Raw genomic sequence first — 19141 nt, forward strand, 5'->3', positions numbered from 1 at the left:
GCTTCGGCGTTCAGCCGCGGTCGCTGGCGAGCCTGCGCGCCCGCGCCAGCACGGCGTCGATCATCGCCTCGGTCAGGCGTCCGGTGAAAACGTTCTGTTGGCTCGGGTGGTAGCAGCCGAGGAGCACGCGTCCGGAGGGCAGCTGCGTCTCGGCGGCGTGGGCGAAGCGCGGACGCGGGCGCGCCGGTCGACCGCTCACTCGCGCGTCGGCGCGCAGCGCTGCGTCCCAGGCGAAGGCTCCGAGCGCGACGATCACGCGCACCCGCTCGAGCTGACCGAGCTCCGCCACCAGCCACTCCAGGCACGCGTCGCGCTCGGCCGGCGTCGGCTTGTTGTGCGGAGGGGCGCAGCGCACGGCGGCGGTCACAAAGCAGTCGCGCAGCTCGAGCCCGTCGCCGGGAGCGAGCGAAGTCGGTTGGTTGGCGAGACCCGCCCGGTGCAGCGCCGCGAACAAAAAGTCGCCGGAGCGGTCACCGGTGAAGATCCGACCGGTGCGGTTGCCGCCATGGGCGGCTGGTGCGAGTCCGAGCAGGAGGAGGCGTGCGGCGGGGTCGCCGAAGCCCGGGACGGGCTTCGCCCAGTACTCCCAGTCGCGGTAAGCAGCGCGCTTGGCCAGCGCCACCGTTTGGCGCCAGGTAACCAGGCGAGGGCACCGTCGGCAGGCGACGATCCGCTCCTCGAGCGCGCGCAGCGCCGCCGGCCAGCGCTCATCGCCGAGCACGATGGCAAGTCGTTCGTCGCGCGATGCTGCCGACAGAGCGCTAGGGGGCGGTTGCGGCGGTTGTCGTCGTGCCACAGTCAAGCCGTCCGATCGAGCAGAGCGGGCGTGCTAGAGGCTGCGTACTAGGAGCATGCAGGAGATGCGACTTGCACGTAAGCCCACCCTGTCTGCGCCCCTACGCCTTGAGCTTCTTGCCGCTGGCGAACAGCCACTGTGCCCAGGCGTAGAGGGGCAGCGCCAGCGCGGCGCAGATGGCGAGCGACAAGGCGACCGAGACGTCGGAGTGACCGAGGAAGCCGTAGCGGAAGGCGTTGATCAGAAAGAACAGCGGGTTGACGTGCGAGATCTCCTGCCACGGCGAGGGCAGCACGGACACCGAGTAAAAGGTCCCGCCCACAAACGCCAGCGGTGCGATCACGATGTTCTGGATGAACGCTGTGTGGTCCCAGCTCTGCGCGTAGATCCCCGCGATCAAGCCGAGCGCCGAGAACGCCAACAGCCCGAGCGCACAGGCGGCTGCGAGGACCAGCGGGTGGGCGACACCGACACCGGTGAGCGGCGCCGCAACGGCGACCAAAAGCGCGCCGATCAGCAGCGCCCGGCACACGCCACCGACGAGGAACCCAATCGTCATCTGCCAGGGGCGCATCGGCGCCGACAGCACGTCGTGGATGTAGCGGTCGAAGCGGGCCTGGAAGATCGTCGCCGAGTTGTTCGAGTAGGCCGCCTGCACCATCGACATCGCCACCAAACCGGGGACGATGAACTGGTCGTAGGGGATGCCGTCGATGCCGCGAATGCGCCCCGAAAGCGAGAGTCCAAAGACGAGGATGAACAGCGCCGACGATACGACCGGGGCCAGAATCGTCTGCGTGTAGACCTTGCTGAAGCGCAAAATCTCGCGCCGCGCAAGCCACGCCATCCCGCGCATCCCGTCGGGCGCCTGGCGGTCGCGGGCGAGGTTGCGTGGACGCCGCCCTAGCGAGCGGACCGGTGTGGAGCTCGAGCCGGCGCTCACGCGGCGGTCGTCTCCATCCCCATCGCCTTCACGTACACCTCCGCCAGCGAGTCCGCGTCGTAGCGTTCACGCAGCCCATCGGCAGTGTCGCGCGCCAGCAGGCGTCCGCCGCGGATCAAGGCGATCTCGTCGCACAGTTCCTCCGCCTCCTCCAAGTAGTGCGTCGTAAGGAGGATCGTCGTGCCGTTCTCGTGGAGCTTGCGGATGTAGCGCCAAAGCTCGAGGCGCAGCTCGAAGTCGACCCCCGCCGTCGGTTCGTCGAGGATCACCAGTCGCGGCCGATGCATCAGCGCTCTGGCCAGCTGCAGGCGCCGCTTCTGGCCGCCCGACAGCCGTGGTGCCCGCACGTCGGCTTTTGCTTCGAGGTCGAACACGCGGATCATCTCAGCGGCGCGCTCCTCCGCTTCTCTCTTCGTCATCCCGAAGTAGCCGCCGTGGTAGACGAGCGTCTCACGCACGGTCAGGAAGCGGTCGAGGTTGATGTCCTGCTCGGCAAGCCCGACCCACGATCGGGCCAGCAGTGAGTCGCCCGGCTCGCCGAAGACGCGTACCTCCCCCGCGGTGATGCGTATCAGGTTGCAGACGGCGCTGATCAGCGTCGTCTTGCCGGCCCCGTTGGGTCCCAACAGGCCGAAGAAGGCGCCGTCGGGAATCACTAGATCGAAGTCGCGCAGTGCGACGGTGCCGTCGTCGTAACGCTTTGTGAGACCCCGCAGTTCGAGTGCCGGCACCGAAGACACGAGGGCCGAGGGTACTCACTTTCGGTAAGAGTTCAGCCGTGGCCACTCCCGCAGCGGGCGTCGTTTATTTGCTACTCCGCTGGTAGGATTTCGCCGTGATCTTTTCGGCGAGAGCGGAGTACGGGGTTCGCCTGATGGTCGAGCTCGGGCGGGCGCAGATCGGTCATCCGGTCTCGCTGAAGGCGATCGCAGACGCCGAACAGCTGCCGCTTTCGTACCTCGAGCACGTCGTCGCCCGCCTCAAGCGCGCGGGGCTCGTGCGCAGCGTGCGGGGGGCGCACGGTGGATACACCCTCGCGCGACCGGCGGCCTCGATCACGATGGATGAAGTCGTCGCCGCGCTCGAGGGGGCGATCGCTCCGATGGACTGCTTCGTGTCGGTGCGTCCCGACCGGGTCGCCTGCTCGCACGAGGCGGACCGCGGCCGGACCTGTGCCACCAAGCTCCTCTGGACGCGCGTCCAGGGCGGCATCACGCGCGCCCTCCAGCAGACGACGCTGGCCGAACTGGTTGCCTTCGCCGAGCAGGGGCCGCGTAGCGAACAGCAGCGCGGCGGTCGTGCGAGCAAGAGCAAGAGGCGCGGCAGCGACACAGCTGCCAGCGCGCCGGTTGTCGCCTAGCGTGGCTAGGCCCTACTCAACTCTCTAGCCGAGACCAAGAGCGGAGAAGCAATGGCAGATCTGGAAATTCGAAACCTGCACGTCAGAGCCGAGGACAAAGAGATTCTTCGAGGCGTCGACCTGGCCGTAAACAAGGGCGAAATTCACGCCCTGATGGGGCCCAACGGCTCCGGTAAATCGACGCTCGCCAACGTGATCATGGGTCGGCCCGACCTCGAGATCACGGAGGGGCAGATCCTCTTCAAGGGACAGGACATCACCGACGCCGATCCCGATGAGCGGGCCCGCATGGGACTCTTCATGGCCTTCCAGTACCCGGTCGCGGTGCCGGGCGTGACGGTTTCCAAGTACCTGCGCACCGTCCTTAACGCCCATCGCGAAGCGCGGGGGGAGGAGCCGATCTCGCTCAAGGAGTTCCGGCAGACGGTGCAAGCGGCGATGGACCTGATGCAGGTCCCCCGCGACTTCGTCAACCGCTACCTCAACGACGGCTTCTCGGGGGGCGAGAAGAAGCGGATGGAGGTTCTACAGCTCGCCCTCTTGCGCCCCGAGATCGCGATCCTCGACGAGACCGACTCGGGCCTTGACATCGACGCTCTGAGGATCGTCGCGGAGGGCGTGAACTCCGTCGCGGGGCCGGAGATGGGCGTTCTCATCATCACCCACTACCAGCGCATCCTCCACCTGGTGAAGCCGCACTTCGTGCACGTGCTCTACCAGGGCAGGATCGTCAAGGAGGGCGGCCCCGAACTCGTCGCCGAGCTCGAGCAGAAGGGTTACGGCTGGATCCGGGAAGAGGTCGAGGCGGCCGCTTAGCCGCGCGGGGATGGACGATCTCTATCGCGAGCAGATCCTCGAGCACTACAAGCATCCGCGCAACTGGGGGACGCTGGAACCTTGCGACCTTGAGTTCGAGGATTCGAACCCGCTCTGCGGGGACGAGCTGCGGGTGCAGATGCGTCTCGGTGAAGACGACCGTGTCACCGACGTCCGCTTCTCCGGCCAGGGGTGCGCAATCAGCCAGGCGGCAGCATCGCTCTTGTCGGAGGAGCTGGTCGGCAAGTCGGTCGACGAGCTGCTGCGCCTCGGGCGCGACGACGTGCTCGACCTGCTCGGGATCGAGGTCTCGGCGACGCGCATGAAGTGCGCTTTGCTGTCGCTCAAGGTGGTCAAAAGCGCCGCCCTTGGCAAGGCAGCGGCCTGGGAGGAGGGCACGCCCGAGTCGCTACCCGTTCCGCCCTCCGCTCGCCACGGGCTGTGAGCGCTCTGCTCCCGGTCTCGGGCGGCGCGGCGGCCGGCCGGCGCGGCAGCGCGCTACACTTCGCTCGCAATTCCGATTCTCGCGGTCGGACTTAGCAACTCACCGCACCAATCGCGCCTTTTCGCAGATGACCAAGCTAGTAGAGGTATGTCGGCTCTCCGAGTTGCCGCCCGGCGAACGGCGGATCGTCAGCCATGGTGATCTCGAGATCGGTGTGTTCAACTGCGGCGAGCGGATCTACGCGATCGAAGACCGCTGCTCGCACGACGACGGACCGCTCGCCGAGGGCCCGTTCGATCCCGAGCGCTGCACCGTCGAGTGTCCGCGGCACGGCTCGCTCTTCGAGCTCTCGAGTGGGCGTCCCTTGACGCTGCCGGCATACGAGCCGGTCGAGACGTTTCCGGTCGTGATCGAAAACGGCGTGATCAAGCTGGAGGTCCCCTGAACCATGGCGACGACCGAGCAGCTCAAAGAGCAAGAAGAGCTTCGACGCATTAACGCCGACTACGCGGAGCGCTTCGGCTTCCACGATCCCGAGCGTTACCTCATCAAGTCGCCGAAAGGCCTCTCGCGCGAGATCGTCGAGCAGATCTCCGAGTACAAGCAGGAGCCGCAGTGGATGCGCGAGTTCCGGCTGAAGGCGCTCGAGCACTTCCTCCAGCGACCGCAGCCGACCTGGGGCTCGCCGCTCTTGCAGCAGGTCAACTACGACGACATCCACTACTTCGTGCGCGCGTCCGAGAAGCCAGCGCGCTCGTGGGACGAGGTTCCCGAGGAGATCAAGCGGACCTTCGACCGTCTGGGCATTCCCGAGGCTGAGCGCAAGTTCCTGGCCGGGGTGGGGGCGCAGTACGAGTCGGAGGTCGTCTACCACCAGGTCCGCGAGGACCTCGAACGGCAGGGCGTGATCTTCCTCGACATGGACTCCGGCCTGCGCGAGCACGAGGACCTTGTGCGGGAGTACTTCGCCACGGTCATTCCCCCCAACGACAACAAGTTGGCGGCGCTCAACTCGGCGGTCTGGTCAGGGGGCTCTTTCATCTACGTACCGCCCGGCGTGAAGGTCGAGATGCCGCTCCAGGCCTACTTCCGCATCAATGCGCAAGCCGTCGGGCAGTTCGAGCGCACTTTGATCATCGCCGACGAAGGCTCTTACGTGCACTACGTCGAGGGCTGCACGGCGCCGATCTACTCGACCGACTCGCTGCACGCGGCGGTGGTCGAGTTGATTGCTAAGCCCGGTGCACGGATTCGCTACACGACCGTGCAGAACTGGTCGACGAACGTCTTCAACCTTGTCACCAAGCGCGCCGTCGCCTACGAGGAAGCGACGGTCGAGTGGGTCGACTGCAACCTCGGGTCGAAGCTGACGATGAAGTACCCGAGCGTGTACCTGCTCGGACGGCGCGCGCACGGCGAGATCCTGTCGATCGCTTTCGCCGGTCGCGGTCAACACCAGGACGCGGGCGGCAAGATCATCCACGCCGCTCCCGAGACGACCTCGAACATCTTCTCGAAGTCAATCTCCAAGGACGGTGGCCGTGCCAGCTACCGCGGCCTGCTCGAGATCGCCAAGGGTGCGCGCGGTGCGCGCTCGAAGGTCGTTTGCGACGCCTTGCTGCTCGACGAGCACTCGCGCTCGGACACCTACCCGACGATCCGCATCAAGGAGGACGAGGTCGACGTCGGCCACGAGGCGACGGTGTCGAAGGTCGGCGAAGAGCAGCTCTTCTACCTGATGGCTCACGGCATCCCGGAAGAGGAAGCCTCGAAGGTCATCGTCAACGGCTTCATCGAGCCGATCGTCAAGGAGCTGCCGATGGAGTACGCGGTCGAGATGAACCGCCTCATCGAGCTCCAGATGGAGGGTTCGATTGGCTAGCGCTGCCGCCGCGCGCGGCACGGAACCGAGCTGGCTCTCCGATCGCCGACGCCGGGCGGCGGAGGCGGCCGCTCAACTGCCCCTCCCGGACAGCAAGACCCCAGGCTGGGAGTTCACCGACCTTTCCGGCCTCGACTTCGAACGCTACGAGCTGCCGGCCGTCGACGCGGCTGCGGCGGCTTCGCCGATTCCCCTGTTCGACGCTTTGCCCGAGGGCCTCGAGCTTGCTTGCGTCGACGGACAATGGCGGGCGCACGGGGGCGAGGCCCCTGGTGGAGCGCTGCTCCTGCCGCTCGAGGAAGCGATCGAGCGGATTCCTTCGGTCGTCGAACGGAACCTCGGTTCGATCGTCGCCGTCGACGATCCGTTCGTCGCCCGCAACGAGCTCGCGTGGCGGCACGGGGCGGTCGTTTACGTGCCCGAGGGCGTGCGCGTTTCGCTGCCGCTGGTGGTCCGTGCGGGCCTTTGCGGCGAGCACCTGCAGCTTCCGTGGCGCACCTTGATCGTCCTCGAGCGGGGAGCTCAGGCGGAGGTTTTCGAGGAGTACCTGGGGCCACTCGGCGAGGCCGGTGAAGGGGTCGACGCGTTGCTGAACGCGGTGGTCGAGATTGTCGTCGGCGAGGGGGCGAGCCTCACCTATGTCTGCGGGCAGCGTCTCTCGGAGCGTTCCTGGGGGTTCGCCACCCAGCGCGCGAGGGTCGCGCGCGATGGGCGACTGGATTGGGTGGTGCTGGGCTTCGGCGGTGCCAACGGGAAGTTCCGGACCGAGACGCAGCTGGTCGGAGAAAACGCTTGGGCGCGCGTCACGGGTGCCTACGCCGGCCGCGCGCGCCAACACCTCGACTTCGACACCACGCAAGAGCATGCGGCTCCGCACACCACGTCAGACCTGGCCTTCCGGGGCATCCTCAGCGACCGCGCGACAGCTGTTTGGCGCGGGATGATCAGGGTCGACCCTGGTGCGCAGCGAACCGATGCCTTCCAGGAGTCGCGGAACCTGCTGCTGTCGCGAAATGCGCACGCGGACGCGATCCCCGGGCTGGAGATCGAGGCCAACGACGTTCGCTGCACCCACGCCGCAGCGGTCGCGCAGATCGACCGCGAACAGCTCTTCTACCTGCGCGCCCACGGAGTTCCCGAAGCGGCCGCACGGCGACTCGTGATCGAGGGGTTCCTGCAGGAGCTGGTCGAGCGGTTCCCGGAGGGAGAGGTTCACGACACGCTCTCCGCGGCGCTCGAGCGGAGGCTCGTCGAGCTGCTCGGCTCCTGAGCGGCCCGGCGACCGCCGGCTCCGCTCAAGAGATCGGCAGCAGCCGCGCCACTCGCTCGCCGCGCGCGATGCGGGCGCGCTCGGTCCGCGCGACGAGCTCGTAGGCACTAGCGCACCGACCTCGCGTGAGCGCGCGCGGCGCCAAAGAACGGGTGCCCCGCAGCAGCGCGACCGCGATCGTGAAGGCCGCACGGTGCTGGCGTCCAAAGGGAAGTCCGTAGAGCTCGCGAACGCGCTGCGGCAGGCTGCCCAGGATCAACGCGTCATGCAGGCGCTTAGCGGGCGCAAGTCCCCGCGGCAGCGGCAGCTCGAAAGCGCTCAAAAGGCCTGCGTGACGGGCCTCCTCGGTGAGGTACATGCGATCGCTGGCGAGGCGCGTCTCGTACCACTCCCGAAACTCGCGCCAGCTCGTGGGCGCGACGCTCCGCGGCATCCCGAAAAGCTCGCCGAACAGCAGGTAGTCACGCCACAGAGCGTCCCGCTCGTCGTCCTCGAGCGGTCGCACCAAGAGCTCGAAGAAGCAGGCGGCGGAGTCGCAGGTGACGGCGACGGTCCAGAGCATCAGCTCTGGGTCGAACGCCGAGTAGGGGGTGCCGGCGGGGTACGGCCCGGCTGGCTTGGGCAACTCACCGCGCACGCGCTGGTGCAACGTGCGTACCCGCTCGAGGATCGCGTCGGCCTCCCGCCGCGGTGCAAAGAACACGCGCTCGAACGCGATCGCCGTGTGCGCGAGCCGCTGGAAGGGTGCGTCGCGACCGCGCGTGTGCAGCGCGGTGCCGATGAAGTTGCGGGGATCGAGGGCACCGATGCAGAGCGCCCGCTGCCCGTAGTGAAGCCCGACAAGGCGCTCTTCGTGCACGCGTCTCAGCAGCGATCGGCCGCGTGGGAAGTAACCCTCCTCCGGCGGGGCGCCCACGTAACAACCTTACGTGCGGCGTATGGCGCCTGCAAACCCGCGGCGCGAGCGCGAGCGCAGGCACTGTCGCTAAGCCGACGTGGCGCTCTTTAGCGGTCGTCCGTAGTGGCGCTCGTAGTACTCGCGGTACTCGCCGCGTCGGATCGGCTCCCACCACCAGCGGTTGTCGCGGTACCAGGCGACGGTCCGCGCGATCCCTTCGTCGAACCGCACTTGCGGCTCCCAACCGAGTTCCTCCCGGATCTTTTGCGAGGACAGCGAGTAGCGGCGGTCGTGCCCCGGACGATCGCGGACGTGCTCGATCAACGACTCGTCTCGCCCCGTCAGCTCCAGCACGCGCCGCACGACCTCGAGGTTTTCGCATTCGTCCGGCCCACCCACGTTGTAGGCCTCACCAGGCCGGCCCTCGCGCAGGGCCAAATCGATGGCTCGGCAGAAGTCCTCAACGAACAGCCAGTTACGGACTTGACGACCGTCGCCATAGACCGGGATCGGATCACCGTGCAGGGCGTTCAGGATCGTCAACGGGATTAGCTTCTCGGGGTGTTGGCGTGGCCCGTAGTTGTTCGAGCCGCGGCAGATGACAGCGTCGATCTTGTAGGTGGTGACGTGGGCCGAGACGAGCAGGTCGCCGGCCGCCTTCGTGGCCGAGTACGGCGAGCTTGGGTCGAGCGGTGACTGCTCGGTGAAGGAGCCGTCGAGGATCGATCCGTAGACCTCGTCGGTCGAGACTTGCAGGTAGCGCTCGACGCCCAACTCGCGTACCGCATCGAGCAGTACCGCGGTTCCGAGCACGTGGGTGCGGCAGAAGTCGTACTGGGCCTTGATCGACCGGTCGACGTGCGACTCGGCGGCGAAGTTGACGACTGCGTCGCACCCCTCCATCGCTTCGCGGACGATCTGGGGGTCGTCGATCGAGCCGACGATCAGCTCGCAATCAACGCCCTCGAGGTTTTCGCGCCGGCCAGCGTAGGTGAGCTTGTCGAGCACGACGATTTGATCGTCCGGTCGCAGCTCGCGCACCGTGCGCACGTATTGGGAGCCGATAAATCCGCACGCTCCCGTGACGAGAAGTTTCATCCGGTCTTGACCTCCGGCGGTACTACGTCGTCCTCGCGCCTACTTGCGAGCAGCCCCCGCTCGGCCAGATAGGCACGAAGACCGGTCCGCCAGTGCGGCAAGCGCGGGGTCTGCTCACGCGTAGCGCGCAGTACGGAGTTCGCCGGACGCGCGGCGGGACGCGGGAACTGATCGGTGGTGCACGGCTCGACGGCGCACTCGATCCCCGCTAGTTGGACCGCCTCGCTGGCAAACTCGAACCACGAGCAGGCACCGCCGCCCGCGACGTGGTGCACACCGCGCGCCGGCGATTCGAGGAGCGCGGCGATAGCGGCAGCCAGGTGCCGAGTGTAGGTCGGGCAACCGACCTGGTCGTGGACAACTAGCAACGACTCGCGCTCGCGTGCAAGCGCAAGGATCGTCTCCACGAAGTTGCGACCGTAAGGCCCGAACAACCAGGCAGTGCGCACGATCAGGTGGTTGTTGTTGGATTCGCTGACGGCACGCTCACCGGCCAGCTTCGATCGCCCGTAAGCGGAGATCGGATTGGTCGGGTCGTCTTCGACGTACGGGGAACGCTTCGAGCCGTCGAACACGTAGTCGGACGAGATGTAGACGATTCCCGCCCCCACCTCTGCGGCCGCCCGCGCGACAATCCCGGCGCCTTCACCGTTCACGCGGTTCGCCACTTCGGGCTCCGACTCGGCAGCGTCGACGTTCGTGTAGGCGGCGCAGTGCACCACCCAGTGAGGCCGTTCGCGTTGTAGGGCGCTGCGGACGGCGCGTTCGTCGCAGACGTCCAGTTGTTGGTGGGTGAAGCCGACGCTGCCGGCGATCTCCTCAAGCACGGCACGGCCGAGCATGCCGCCGGCGCCGGTGACGACCACGCGACTCACAGGATCGCGATCTCCGCGCTGTCGCCGACCACAAAGCGGTAGGCGCGCGGCACTCGTGGACCCCGCCCGATGCGAACGTCGCGACCGATCAGGCTCGCCTCGACCCGATGATCGAGGTCGCGAATCTCCGAGCCCGACATGACGATCGAGTGCTCGAGCTCGGCGCGCTCGATCGTCACGTCGTTGCCGATTGCCGTGTAGGGACCGATGTAGGCGTCGACGATCCGGGACCCCGCACCGATGATCGCCGGACCACGGATTGTCGAGCGCTCCACGCGGGCGCCCTCCTCGATTCGCACGCGCCCCTCGACTCGGCAGTCGCTGACCTCACCCTCGATCTCGGGTTCGAGGTCGTCGAGGATCAGGCGGTTCGCCTCCAGCATGTCCTGCACCTGGCCGGTGTCCTTCCACCAGCCGTGCACCACGTGGGGATCGACGCGCAGACCGCGATCAAGCAGTCGCTGGATCGCGTCGGTGATTTCGAGCTCTCCGCGCCACGAAGGCTCGATCTCGCGGGCGGCCTCGAAGATCGAGGGCGTGAACATGTAGACGCCGACGAGCGCGAGGTTCGTCGGCGGATCCTTGGGCTTCTCGACCAGGCGCACCACGCGACCGTTGTCAACCTCGGCGACTCCGTAGTGCTGCGGGTCGGGGACAGGGGTTAGCAAGATCAGCGCATCGGGCTGTTCCCGTTTGAAGGTCTCGACGAGTTCGGTGATGCCGTCGCGGAGCAGGTTGTCGCCCAGGTACATCACGAACGGGCTTGCACCCATGAACGACTCCGCACACAGCACCGCGTGGGCCAGGCCGCGCGGTGCGTCCTGCTCGATGTAGGTGATTTCGAGCCCGAACTGCGATCCGTCACCGGCGGCAGCCTTGATCTCGGGGCCGGTCTCCGGCGCGATGATGATCGCCACTTCGCGGATACCCGCCGCCGCCATCGCTTCCAGTCCGTAGAAGAGGACGGGCTTGTTGGCCACGGGCACCAACTGCTTAGCGCGGGTGTGCGTTATCGGCCGCAGTCGGGTCCCCTTCCCGCCAGACAGGATCAGACCCTTGAGTTCGGACATCTCGTCGCCTTCAGGTACTGGTCGATGGGGGCAAGAGCTGGCCGGTCAGTAGGTACCGGGTGCGAGCTTGCGATGATCCCAGCTCGCGATCCGCCGGGGCACGAAACGCAAACCTACCCGCTTGGGCGCCTGCGCCGCAACCATCGCGCGGATGTCGTCGTTCAGCTCGCCGAAGTAGCGGCGGAAGAGCTCGCTACCGAAGCGCTCGAGTGAGGCGACGTCGTAGTCGAGCTCGACCGTGCACTCCATCATCACGCCGCGCAGCTCGTGGTACTGCTCGCCCGCCTCGATACCGATCGTGGCGCGCGGATCGCGCTCCAGGTTGCGGGCCTTTTGCGACTTGCGGAAAGTCCAAGCTCTCAGCTCGAGGCCGTCCGGCACATACCAGAGAGGCACCAGATGTGGCCAACCGCGCGGACCGATCGTGGCGCACTGCAGAGTTTTCTGCTCGGCGAGGAAGGCGCGCACCTCGTCTTCGCTCATGCGAATCTGTTCGCGTCGCGAAGGCATCAGCGGCAGCCTATTTCGTTGTCGTTGAGGGGTGCCTTTGTAGCTAGCTGTGGGCGATTGCCCCGGCGAGTTCCAAGGCCGCTTCCAAGATCGCCTGTCGCGCGTCGGCCGGCTCGAGCACCACCGCGTCGCCGGCCTCTTTGAGGATCTCGCGCACCAGGTAGTCGTGACCGGCGTAGGGCAGTGCGATGATCACCGACCCGTCCTCGAGCTCTGCCACGACGCGTCGGTCCTCGCGCGCCCAACGGGCCCGTTCGGGAGAGATCCAGACGCGGGCTAGCTGCGCGTTCGGAACCTCGCCGGTGCGCGGCCAGCCCTTGAGGTCCGGCTCGACGCCTGCGCGAGGCGTGAAGCGCTCCTCGCGCATTGCCGCCGTCTTGATGCGGTCGAGGCGGAAACTGCGGGGCGCGTCCTTGGTGAGATCCCAGGCGTGGACGTACCACCCCTCGAGCCCGTTGATCAGCTTGTACGGCTCGATGCATCGCCGTTCCAATAGGTCGGCATGCTCCTTGTAGTAGTCGATATCGAGCAGCCGCCTTTGGGCGATCGCCCCGCTGACCACCCGCGCGATCTCGCTGTCGTCGCCGCTGGCGTGGGTCATGTAGAGCTCTTCCTGGGCGGGGTCGCGACCGAGCGCAGCGACGATCTTTTCGCGGGCGGAGGTCAGTGAGCCCTCGGGCAGGTGCTCGCCGATCAAATCGATAGCCGCTATCAGCGCTTTCGCTTCGAGCGGCAACAACCGCGCCGGTCGCGCGAAGCTGTCACCGTAAGGCTCTGGATCGACCTCGATCGTGTCGCCTGCCACCTCGGCGTAGAGCACGTAACTGCCCCCGCCGAAGTTCACGACGTTCAGGAGATCGATGTCCTGGCGCAGCTCGTCTTCGTCGATCGCGAGCGTGCGACACAGTTCCGCTGCGGAGAGCTTGCGGCCCTCGCGGGCGGCCTCGATCAGGATGCCCGCGAGCGTGATCAGCCGCGCGAACCGTTCGGGCCGAATCGAAGGCTCGTTCGTCTGGTCGGCTTTCGCGCCCCGGCGATCCTCGTGCGCTTGCTCGGCTGCCGGCGGCCGTTCAGGCGCCAGCTCGAAGTCGCCACGGTGCCGTTCGACGATCAGCTCGAGCCGCCGGTCGAGCTCCGCCACGAGCTCCGGTGGACCGAGCAAGCGTGCCCGCTTGCCGAGACCGAGCACCCACGACACCAGGGCGCGCTCGTCGGCGAAGTCGGTCTCGAAAACGATCCCGTGGTCGGGAGCGTCAGCCACCTCGGCCGCTGGAGTCGTTTTTCCGGCGTGCCCGAAGTGGCGCAAAACCAACCAGTCGATGCGATCCGACAGCCACACGCGGGCCGTTCCGCGGCGCTCCCCGAGCTGCCAGCCAACGCGCCGCGCGTACTCGCGCGGATCGAAATCGGCTGGACGCGCGAAGTCTCGCTCGGCCTTCGTCGCGTAACCGATCTTCCCGCGGATCCGCGAGACCCGGAAGACACGCACTGCCCCCCGTTCATGGGAGTAGCCGATAAGGTAAAACTGCCCGCCCTTATAGAGCAGGTGATAAGGGTCGACCTTGCGCGTCTCGACCGCATCACGACCGATCGTGTAGTAGTCGAACACGACCGTCTTGCGCCGGAAGATCGCGTTCTCCAGTTTCTGGAGGCGCTGCGAGAGCTCTTTACCGCCCGGCCCGGCCTTGATCGCGAGGGCGACGGACGTTTCCTCTGGTGCCTCCAGCGGCGAGGGCTTGCCCCAGGCGAGATGCTGCAGGGCGAGGCGCAGCGGCTCGGCATAGGCAAACTCGCCGTCCAGCAGGGCAAGCGCGGTGCGCAGGGCCGCGAGCTCCTGGTCGGTGAACTCGATCGGCGGCAGGTAGAAGTTTTCGGGTGGCAGCTGGTAGGTCTCGGACTCGAAGTAGCCGTCCGGGGCCTTTTCGACTCTCAGTCGGATGCCTAGCGCCTCAAGTTCCGCTCGGTCCGCGTAGAAACGCCTGGCGAAGGCCTCCTCGTTCATCTCCGCGTAGCCCTCGACGTTCTGCTTGATCTCGAGCGCGGTTACCGGACGCCGCTCGGCCATCAAGTACGAGATCAAGGAGAGCTGGCGGATGAGTTTGTCCGTGTCCTTCGCCACGAGGGGCAGGATAGGCGGCCCCGACGCCTGTCGGTTAGCGTCCCGAGCACGCTTTTCACCGCTATTTGCGGTGAGCTAGAAGTTCGGCGAAGCGGCGGTCAAGCTGCGATCGAACCGCCTCGTGAAGCGCGTCGTTCTGCGGACTCCGCGGCCGCGGCGCGGGTGTCGGCTGCCGTGTCAGAGGACCCTTGGTCGGCGCCTTCGGCACGGCTCGGAAAGTAGGCGGAGGCGGAGATTCCGCGGTCGAACGGAGCCCAGCGCTCGCCAGCTGGCAACTGCTTCTCGATGCGATCGAAGCTACCGAGCGTGCCACCGAGGTTGTCGACCATGTGCACCAACGTGGCTTCGCGCGTGCACGGCACGACTGGACTGCCGTGTTCGAGCTTCCCGTGGTGCGAGAGGATGATGTGCAGCAGCGCTTGGGCGTCGGCGGCCGGGAACCCCGGCAGCTGCTCGATCGCGCGTCGCACCTCGTAGTAGCCGAGCGCGATCTCGCCGTGAAGACGACCGACGTCGGTCATTTCGACGGCACCGCCCCGCTCCTCGTAGGTGAACACCTTGCCGATGTCGTGCAGCAGCGCCCCGGTTACCGCCAGATCGCGATCGATGCCGGGAAACGTCGCCGCCATCGCGGAAACCCCTTGCGCGACCGTTAGCGAGTGCTCGAGCAACCCGTGGCGGTAGGCCTGGTGGTAGTGCTTCGCCGCTGGGGCCACTCGCCACCGCCGGCCGGTCTCGCTGTCGGGGCTCAGCAGCCGCTCAACCAAAAGGCGCAAGTGCGGACGCTGGATCGTGGCTACCAGTTGATCGAGCTGTTCGCAGAGCCGCTCGTAGGAGGTGGCCGGTCCGTCGAGGAGATCCGCCGGGTCGTATTCGTCGTCCTTGGCGGGGCGCACGCTGTGCAGGCGCAACCGCGCGCCGAAACGCTCGTGGACATCGAACTGTCCGCGTGCCACGACTGCGCGCCCCGGCTCACAGATTTCCTCGACAGTGTCGAGGTCGTCCCAAGCGACGGCTTCGACCGCGCCGCTGGCGTCGGCCAGGCTCAGTCGGATGAACTCGCCACCTTGGCGGGTCGGCCGACGACTGCGCTCGCGAACCACGAACACCGATTCCACGTGCGCGCCGTGAGACAACTCGCGCACGAACTGCTTCGGTTTTGGTTGAGCGCTCTCGCCGAGCGAAGGCTGACGCATACAGAAGCGAAACTAGAGGCCTGAGCGGACGTTTCCCCGTTGGTGTCTCGGGAGCTGAGAAAGGGGGGTCGGTGGGTCAGCGGGTGGTTCTGATCGCAGGCGTGACTGGGGCGCTCGGGCGTGCTGTTGCTGAAGAGCTCAGCGAGCACGGGTACGAGCTGAAAGGAATCGGTCGCAACGAGTCCGCGATGGCGGAACTGAAGCAGCGGCTTCCCGCGCTCGAGTTGGTGGCGGCCGATCTCACCGATCTTGCCGAGGCTGGGGAGGCCGTGTCGAGGCTCGCACCGTTCGACGCGGTGGTCGACGTGGTCGGCGGTTTTGCGCTTGGCCCGCCGCTCCACGAAACCGACCCGACGGCTTTCCGTGAGCTTCTTGACCTGAACCTGACTACTGCCTACAACCTCGCGCGGGCGGCTTTGCCGGTGCTTCTGGAGCGCCAGGGAGGGCCATTTGTGGTGACCTCCGCTCGAGCCGCCCTAGAGCCGTTTGCCGGTGCCTCGGCATACGTCATCTCGAAGGCTGCATTGCTCGCCTTGATGCGCATGATCGACGTGGAGTACCGCAAGCGCGGGATCAGAGCTAACGCGATCCTCCCAGGAGTGATCGACACCGAGGCTAACCGCCGCGCTAACCCGGGCGCCGACCGCTCGAGCTGGGTCGACCCGCGCGCGATCGCGCGCGTCGTGCGCTTCCTCGTGTCGGACGACTCAGCGCCGATCGCGGGTCAGCTTGTGCCGGTCTGGGCTGCCCCCTGAGCGGCCCGCTTACGCCCCGCGGCGACGAAGTTGAAGCCGGCGTCGACGTGCAGGATTTCGCCGGTTATCGCGCGCGAGAAGTCGGAGAACAAGAAGCAGGCCGCATCGGCGACTGGGTAAGGGTCTTTGGGATCCCACGGCAGCGGGGCGCGCTCGGCCCACGCCTCGGTCAGGATCTCAAAGCCCGGGATTCCCTTACCGGCACGCGTCTCGAGGGGTCCGGCGGCAATCAGATTTGAGCGGATGAGGCGCTCGCCGAGGTGGAAAGCGAGATAGCGGTTGATCGACTCGAGCGCCGCCTTGCAGACGCCCATCCAGTTGTAGATCGGCCACGTCACCGCGGCGTCAAAGTCGAGGCCGACGAGCGATCCGCCTTCCGGTGGGCAGAGCTCGCGGAGCACGCGGCCGAGCGACATGTAAGAGAAGCTGCTGGTGTTGAAGGCGAGGTTCACGCGCTCAGGCCGTACGTCGAGGAAATCGCCGGCGAGCGTCTCGCGGGGGGCGAAGGCGACAGCGTGCAGGGCGCCGTCCACCTGTCCCCACTTGGCCCGCAAGTGTTCGATCAGACGGTCGAAGTGCGAAAGGTCGGTGACGTCGAGGTCGATCACCTCCGGCTCGCTCGGCAACTGCTTGACCGCTTCTTCGCACAGTTCGCGGTCTTGCGGACGAGCGGTGGCGACGATCTCGGCGCCGAGCTCCTGCGCGCGCTTAGCGCACGCAAAGGCGATGCTCTGGTCGTTGACGATGCCAGTGATGATCAGACGCTTGCCTTCGAGCATGCTCTCCCTTCCGGTGTGCCTACGGTCGCTGGAGGCGCTAGTCGCGGAGGCCGGCGCGGATTTCGCGATCCTTTGCGCGCACGCGCTCGGCCTGTCGAGCGCGGAAGTCTTCCACGGCCTGCGCCACGCGCGCATCCTCGAGTGCGATGATGCGCGCGGCCAAGAGGCCGGCATTGCGTGCCTGCCCGATCGCGACCGTCGCGACCGGTACGCCCGCCGGCATCTGCACGATCGAAAGCAAGGAGTCCATGCCGTCGAGGTGCTTGAGCGGCACGGGGACGCCGATCACGGGCAGCACCGTTACCGACGCGAGCATCCCGGGCAGATGGGCAGCGCCGCCGGCGCCCGCGATCAACACCTTGAGACCCCGTTCGGCGGCGCTCGCCCCGTAATCGAGCATCTCCCGCGGTGTGCGGTGGGCCGAGACGATCCTCAGCTCGTAGGGGATGCCGAACTCCTCGAGTGCTTCGGCGGCCCCGCGCATGACCGGCAGGTCGGAGTCCGACCCCATCGCAATGCCGACCTGCGGTGTCGGGCTCACGCTTGCCCCTCGAGGATGCGAGCCGCTCGGTGCGCCTCCGCCAGCGCGCTCTGTAGGTCATCGCCGCAGACCGTTACGTGTCCGAGCTTGCGGCCGGGCCGCGGTTGCTTGGCGTAAAGGTGGATATGCGCGGCGCGCACGGCGAGGGCGCGTCCCAGCGACGCGCGCGGATCGAGCTCTGTCGAGCGACCGATGACGTTGACGGTGGCGACCGCCGGCGCGGTCAAGGTCGTGGAGCCGAGAGGCCAGCCAAGGATCGCCCGCAGGTGCTGCTCGAATTGGCTCGTGACGCAGCCCTCGATCGAGTAGTGGCCAGAGTTGTGCGGCCGCAAGGCCAGCTCGTTGACCAGCAGACCGCGCTCCGTGCGGAACAGCTCGAGCGCTAGCACGCCGGTCGCATCGATCGCCTCGGCGAGCGAACAAGCGAGCTCGCTCGCCAAACGCGCCTCGTCGGGTGGAACGCGCGCTGGCGCCACGATCTCGCGGCACATGCCGTCGACTTGAAGCGTCTCCACGACCGGGTAGACAACGATTTCGCCGGTTGTCGAGCGCGCGACCAGAACTGCCAGCTCGCCGATCAGCTCGAGGCGCGGCTCCAACACCAGCGTGCCGGCTTCGGCAAGCAGGGCCCTTGCCTCCGCGAGCCTTCGTAGTTCGAACACGCCCCGGCCGTCGTAGCCGCCGCGCGGTGGTTTTGCGACCAACGGCCAGCCGTGTTCGGCGGCGAAGGACTCGACCTGGTCGATCTGCTCGGCCACCGTGAAGGGGGGTACAGGAAACCCGAGCCGTGCGAGCTCGCGGCGCGCGTGCGCCTTGTCCTGGGCCAACAGCTTGGCGTCAACGGACGGCGCGAACTTAAGGCCGGCTGCCGCGAGGGCGCGTAGCGTGTCCGGGGGTATCCGCTCGTGATCGAAGGTCACGATGCTTGCGCCGGCCAGAGCTGATTCGAGTTCGCGCCGGTTTGTCGGGTCGGCGATCCGCGCCGGTGCTCCCCCGAGCACGGCTGACTCGCTTGCGTTGCGCGCGACCACCGAAAAGTCGACGCCCAGGGAGATCGCTGCCTGGTGCGTCATGCGAGCGAGCTGCCCGGCACCGATCATCACCACGTGCGGGAGCGCGACACCCCGCTCCCGCGCAGCCGGTGCTTCGACTTCAGTGGCGAGGGCCGGACTCGAACCGGCGACACCACGATTTTCAGTCGTGTGCTCTACCACCTGAGCTACCTCGCCGCGGGCGTCGATGGTAGCGCCGCTTTGCCGATCCGGAGGCGCCGGTCGGCTGCTACCTGCCCGCCGGAGAGCAGATGCCTCAGGCCAGGCCCTCGGCTTCGTATTCGCGCAGGAACCCCTCGAACAGGCGGCGGTGCCCCTCCTCGTCGTGAAGGATCCCGATCACCATGTCCTGGGTGACGTAGTCCTTGCCCTCGCAGAACTCGATGATCCGGTTGTAGTGCTCGATCGCCGCTGTCTCGGCGGCGATCACGCCTTTGATCACGTGCACGACGTCGGTTTGATGCTCCGGCGGCTGCAGGCAGGACTGCTCGGGTTTGAACTCCAGGGAGCCGGGGACCACGCCGTAAAGCTCCTTGATCCGTTGCCCGAAGCGACGCGCGTGCTCGAGTTCCTCCTGGATGTCCTCTTCTAGGGCCTCCTTGATCTCCTGAGCACGGACCCCGTCCGGGTTGATCGACGCTTGCAGATAGCTCATCACCGTCTCGAGCTCCATCCAGTAAGCGCGCTCGAGCATCGCGATCAGCTGCTCACGCTCTTCGCGCAGATCCTCGCTGAG

Annotated in this window: 21 protein-coding genes and 1 tRNA gene; 7 read left to right on the forward strand and 15 right to left on the reverse strand. The window is 67.0% G+C overall.

Annotated features, from left to right (window positions below; genetic code table 11):
- Window positions 1-10: 10 nt before the first annotated feature.
- The 3 genes from BLW41_RS03885 to BLW41_RS03895 all read right to left on the reverse strand — a co-directional run bounded on the left by BLW41_RS03885 (window position 11) and on the right by BLW41_RS03895 (window position 2479).
- Window positions 11-721: a uracil-DNA glycosylase gene (locus BLW41_RS03885; RefSeq protein ID WP_245689021.1), complete on the reverse strand. Its 711-nt coding sequence runs from the start codon at window positions 719-721 to the stop codon at window positions 11-13.
- 175 nt (window positions 722-896) lie between these two features.
- Window positions 897-1739, reverse strand: coding sequence for an ABC transporter permease (locus BLW41_RS03890; protein ID WP_218138235.1), 843 nt, complete (start codon window positions 1737-1739; stop codon window positions 897-899).
- Entirely contained in the window at window positions 1736-2479 is a 744-nt protein-coding gene (locus BLW41_RS03895; protein ID WP_218138236.1) for an ABC transporter ATP-binding protein, read from the reverse strand. Before BLW41_RS03895 ends, BLW41_RS03890 begins: the two co-directional genes overlap by 4 nt.
- 95 nt (window positions 2480-2574) lie before the next feature.
- Between BLW41_RS03895 and BLW41_RS03900 the strand changes: the two genes are divergently transcribed.
- The 6 genes from BLW41_RS03900 to sufD all read left to right on the forward strand — a co-directional run bounded on the left by BLW41_RS03900 (window position 2575) and on the right by sufD (window position 7512).
- Entirely contained in the window at window positions 2575-3099 is a 525-nt protein-coding gene (locus BLW41_RS03900) for an RrF2 family transcriptional regulator (protein ID WP_093116379.1), read from the forward strand.
- 51 nt (window positions 3100-3150) lie between these two features.
- A complete protein-coding gene (gene sufC, locus BLW41_RS03905; RefSeq protein WP_093116381.1) occupies window positions 3151-3915 on the forward strand; it encodes a Fe-S cluster assembly ATPase SufC in 765 nt (254 codons plus the stop codon).
- Between the two features lie 10 nt (window positions 3916-3925).
- Window positions 3926-4360 (forward strand): Fe-S cluster assembly sulfur transfer protein SufU, encoded by a 435-nt coding sequence (gene sufU, locus BLW41_RS03910; protein WP_093116383.1) that lies wholly within the window; start codon window positions 3926-3928, stop codon window positions 4358-4360.
- 127 nt (window positions 4361-4487) lie between these two features.
- On the forward strand, window positions 4488-4805 hold the full coding sequence (locus BLW41_RS03915) for a Rieske (2Fe-2S) protein (RefSeq protein WP_093116385.1): 318 nt from the start codon (window positions 4488-4490) through the stop codon (window positions 4803-4805).
- Between the two features lie 3 nt (window positions 4806-4808).
- Window positions 4809-6242, forward strand: a complete 1434-nt coding sequence (gene sufB / locus BLW41_RS03920; RefSeq protein WP_093116387.1) for a Fe-S cluster assembly protein SufB — start codon at window positions 4809-4811, stop codon at window positions 6240-6242.
- A complete protein-coding gene (gene sufD, locus BLW41_RS03925; RefSeq protein ID WP_093116389.1) occupies window positions 6235-7512 on the forward strand; it encodes a Fe-S cluster assembly protein SufD in 1278 nt (425 codons plus the stop codon). Before sufB ends, sufD begins: the two co-directional genes overlap by 8 nt.
- A 25-nt stretch (window positions 7513-7537) precedes the next feature.
- On the opposite strand, the gene BLW41_RS03930 is transcribed toward sufD, so the two are convergent.
- From BLW41_RS03930 to BLW41_RS03960, 7 genes are all read right to left on the reverse strand, one after another.
- Window positions 7538-8428 (reverse strand): oxygenase MpaB family protein, encoded by an 891-nt coding sequence (locus BLW41_RS03930; RefSeq protein ID WP_093116391.1) that lies wholly within the window; start codon window positions 8426-8428, stop codon window positions 7538-7540.
- Window positions 8429-8497: 69 nt separating this feature from the next.
- Window positions 8498-9508, reverse strand: coding sequence for a dTDP-glucose 4,6-dehydratase (gene rfbB, locus BLW41_RS03935; protein WP_093116393.1), 1011 nt, complete (start codon window positions 9506-9508; stop codon window positions 8498-8500).
- A complete protein-coding gene (rfbD, locus tag BLW41_RS03940; protein ID WP_218138237.1) occupies window positions 9505-10383 on the reverse strand; it encodes a dTDP-4-dehydrorhamnose reductase in 879 nt (292 codons plus the stop codon). Before rfbD ends, rfbB begins: the two co-directional genes overlap by 4 nt.
- Window positions 10380-11453 (reverse strand): glucose-1-phosphate thymidylyltransferase, encoded by a 1074-nt coding sequence (locus tag BLW41_RS03945; RefSeq protein ID WP_093116395.1) that lies wholly within the window; start codon window positions 11451-11453, stop codon window positions 10380-10382. Before BLW41_RS03945 ends, rfbD begins: the two co-directional genes overlap by 4 nt.
- A gap of 45 nt (window positions 11454-11498) precedes the next feature.
- Window positions 11499-11963 carry a pyridoxamine 5'-phosphate oxidase family protein gene (locus BLW41_RS03950; protein WP_218138238.1) on the reverse strand — a complete coding sequence of 155 codons (465 nt, stop codon included), beginning with the start codon at window positions 11961-11963 and terminating at the stop codon, window positions 11499-11501.
- A gap of 43 nt (window positions 11964-12006) precedes the next feature.
- Window positions 12007-14082 (reverse strand): helix-turn-helix transcriptional regulator, encoded by a 2076-nt coding sequence (locus BLW41_RS03955; protein ID WP_093116399.1) that lies wholly within the window; start codon window positions 14080-14082, stop codon window positions 12007-12009.
- Window positions 14083-14180: 98 nt separating this feature from the next.
- Window positions 14181-15278, reverse strand: coding sequence for a 3'-5' exoribonuclease YhaM family protein (locus BLW41_RS03960; RefSeq protein WP_093116401.1), 1098 nt, complete (start codon window positions 15276-15278; stop codon window positions 14181-14183).
- Between the two features lie 71 nt (window positions 15279-15349).
- Here BLW41_RS03960 and BLW41_RS03965 point away from each other — a divergent pair, with 71 nt between their 5' ends.
- The gene (locus BLW41_RS03965; protein ID WP_177169314.1) at window positions 15350-16033 is read left to right on the forward strand and encodes an SDR family NAD(P)-dependent oxidoreductase; all 684 of its coding nucleotides are present in this window, start codon (window positions 15350-15352) and stop codon (window positions 16031-16033) included.
- Here BLW41_RS03965 and fabI read toward each other — a convergent pair.
- The 5 genes from fabI to BLW41_RS03990 all read right to left on the reverse strand — a co-directional run bounded on the left by fabI (window position 16003) and on the right by BLW41_RS03990 (window position 19099).
- Complete coding sequence (gene fabI, locus BLW41_RS03970) at window positions 16003-16812, reverse strand: enoyl-ACP reductase FabI (RefSeq protein WP_093116405.1); 810 nt, start codon at window positions 16810-16812, stop codon at window positions 16003-16005. The two genes, BLW41_RS03965 and fabI, sit on opposite strands and share 31 nt — an antisense overlap.
- 37 nt (window positions 16813-16849) lie before the next feature.
- A complete protein-coding gene (purE, locus tag BLW41_RS03975; RefSeq protein WP_093117329.1) occupies window positions 16850-17323 on the reverse strand; it encodes a 5-(carboxyamino)imidazole ribonucleotide mutase in 474 nt (157 codons plus the stop codon).
- A gap of 26 nt (window positions 17324-17349) precedes the next feature.
- Entirely contained in the window at window positions 17350-18453 is a 1104-nt protein-coding gene (locus BLW41_RS03980; RefSeq protein WP_143038573.1) for a 5-(carboxyamino)imidazole ribonucleotide synthase, read from the reverse strand.
- A gap of 56 nt (window positions 18454-18509) precedes the next feature.
- Window positions 18510-18582: transfer RNA gene (locus BLW41_RS03985), tRNA-Phe, on the reverse strand.
- 79 nt (window positions 18583-18661) lie between these two features.
- Window positions 18662-19099 carry a ferritin-like domain-containing protein gene (locus tag BLW41_RS03990; RefSeq protein ID WP_093117331.1) on the reverse strand — a complete coding sequence of 146 codons (438 nt, stop codon included), beginning with the start codon at window positions 19097-19099 and terminating at the stop codon, window positions 18662-18664.
- Window positions 19100-19141 lie beyond the last annotated feature (42 nt).

The sequence above is a fragment of the Thermoleophilum album genome (assembly GCF_900108055.1).
GTDB lineage: Bacteria > Actinomycetota > Thermoleophilia > Solirubrobacterales > Thermoleophilaceae > Thermoleophilum > Thermoleophilum album.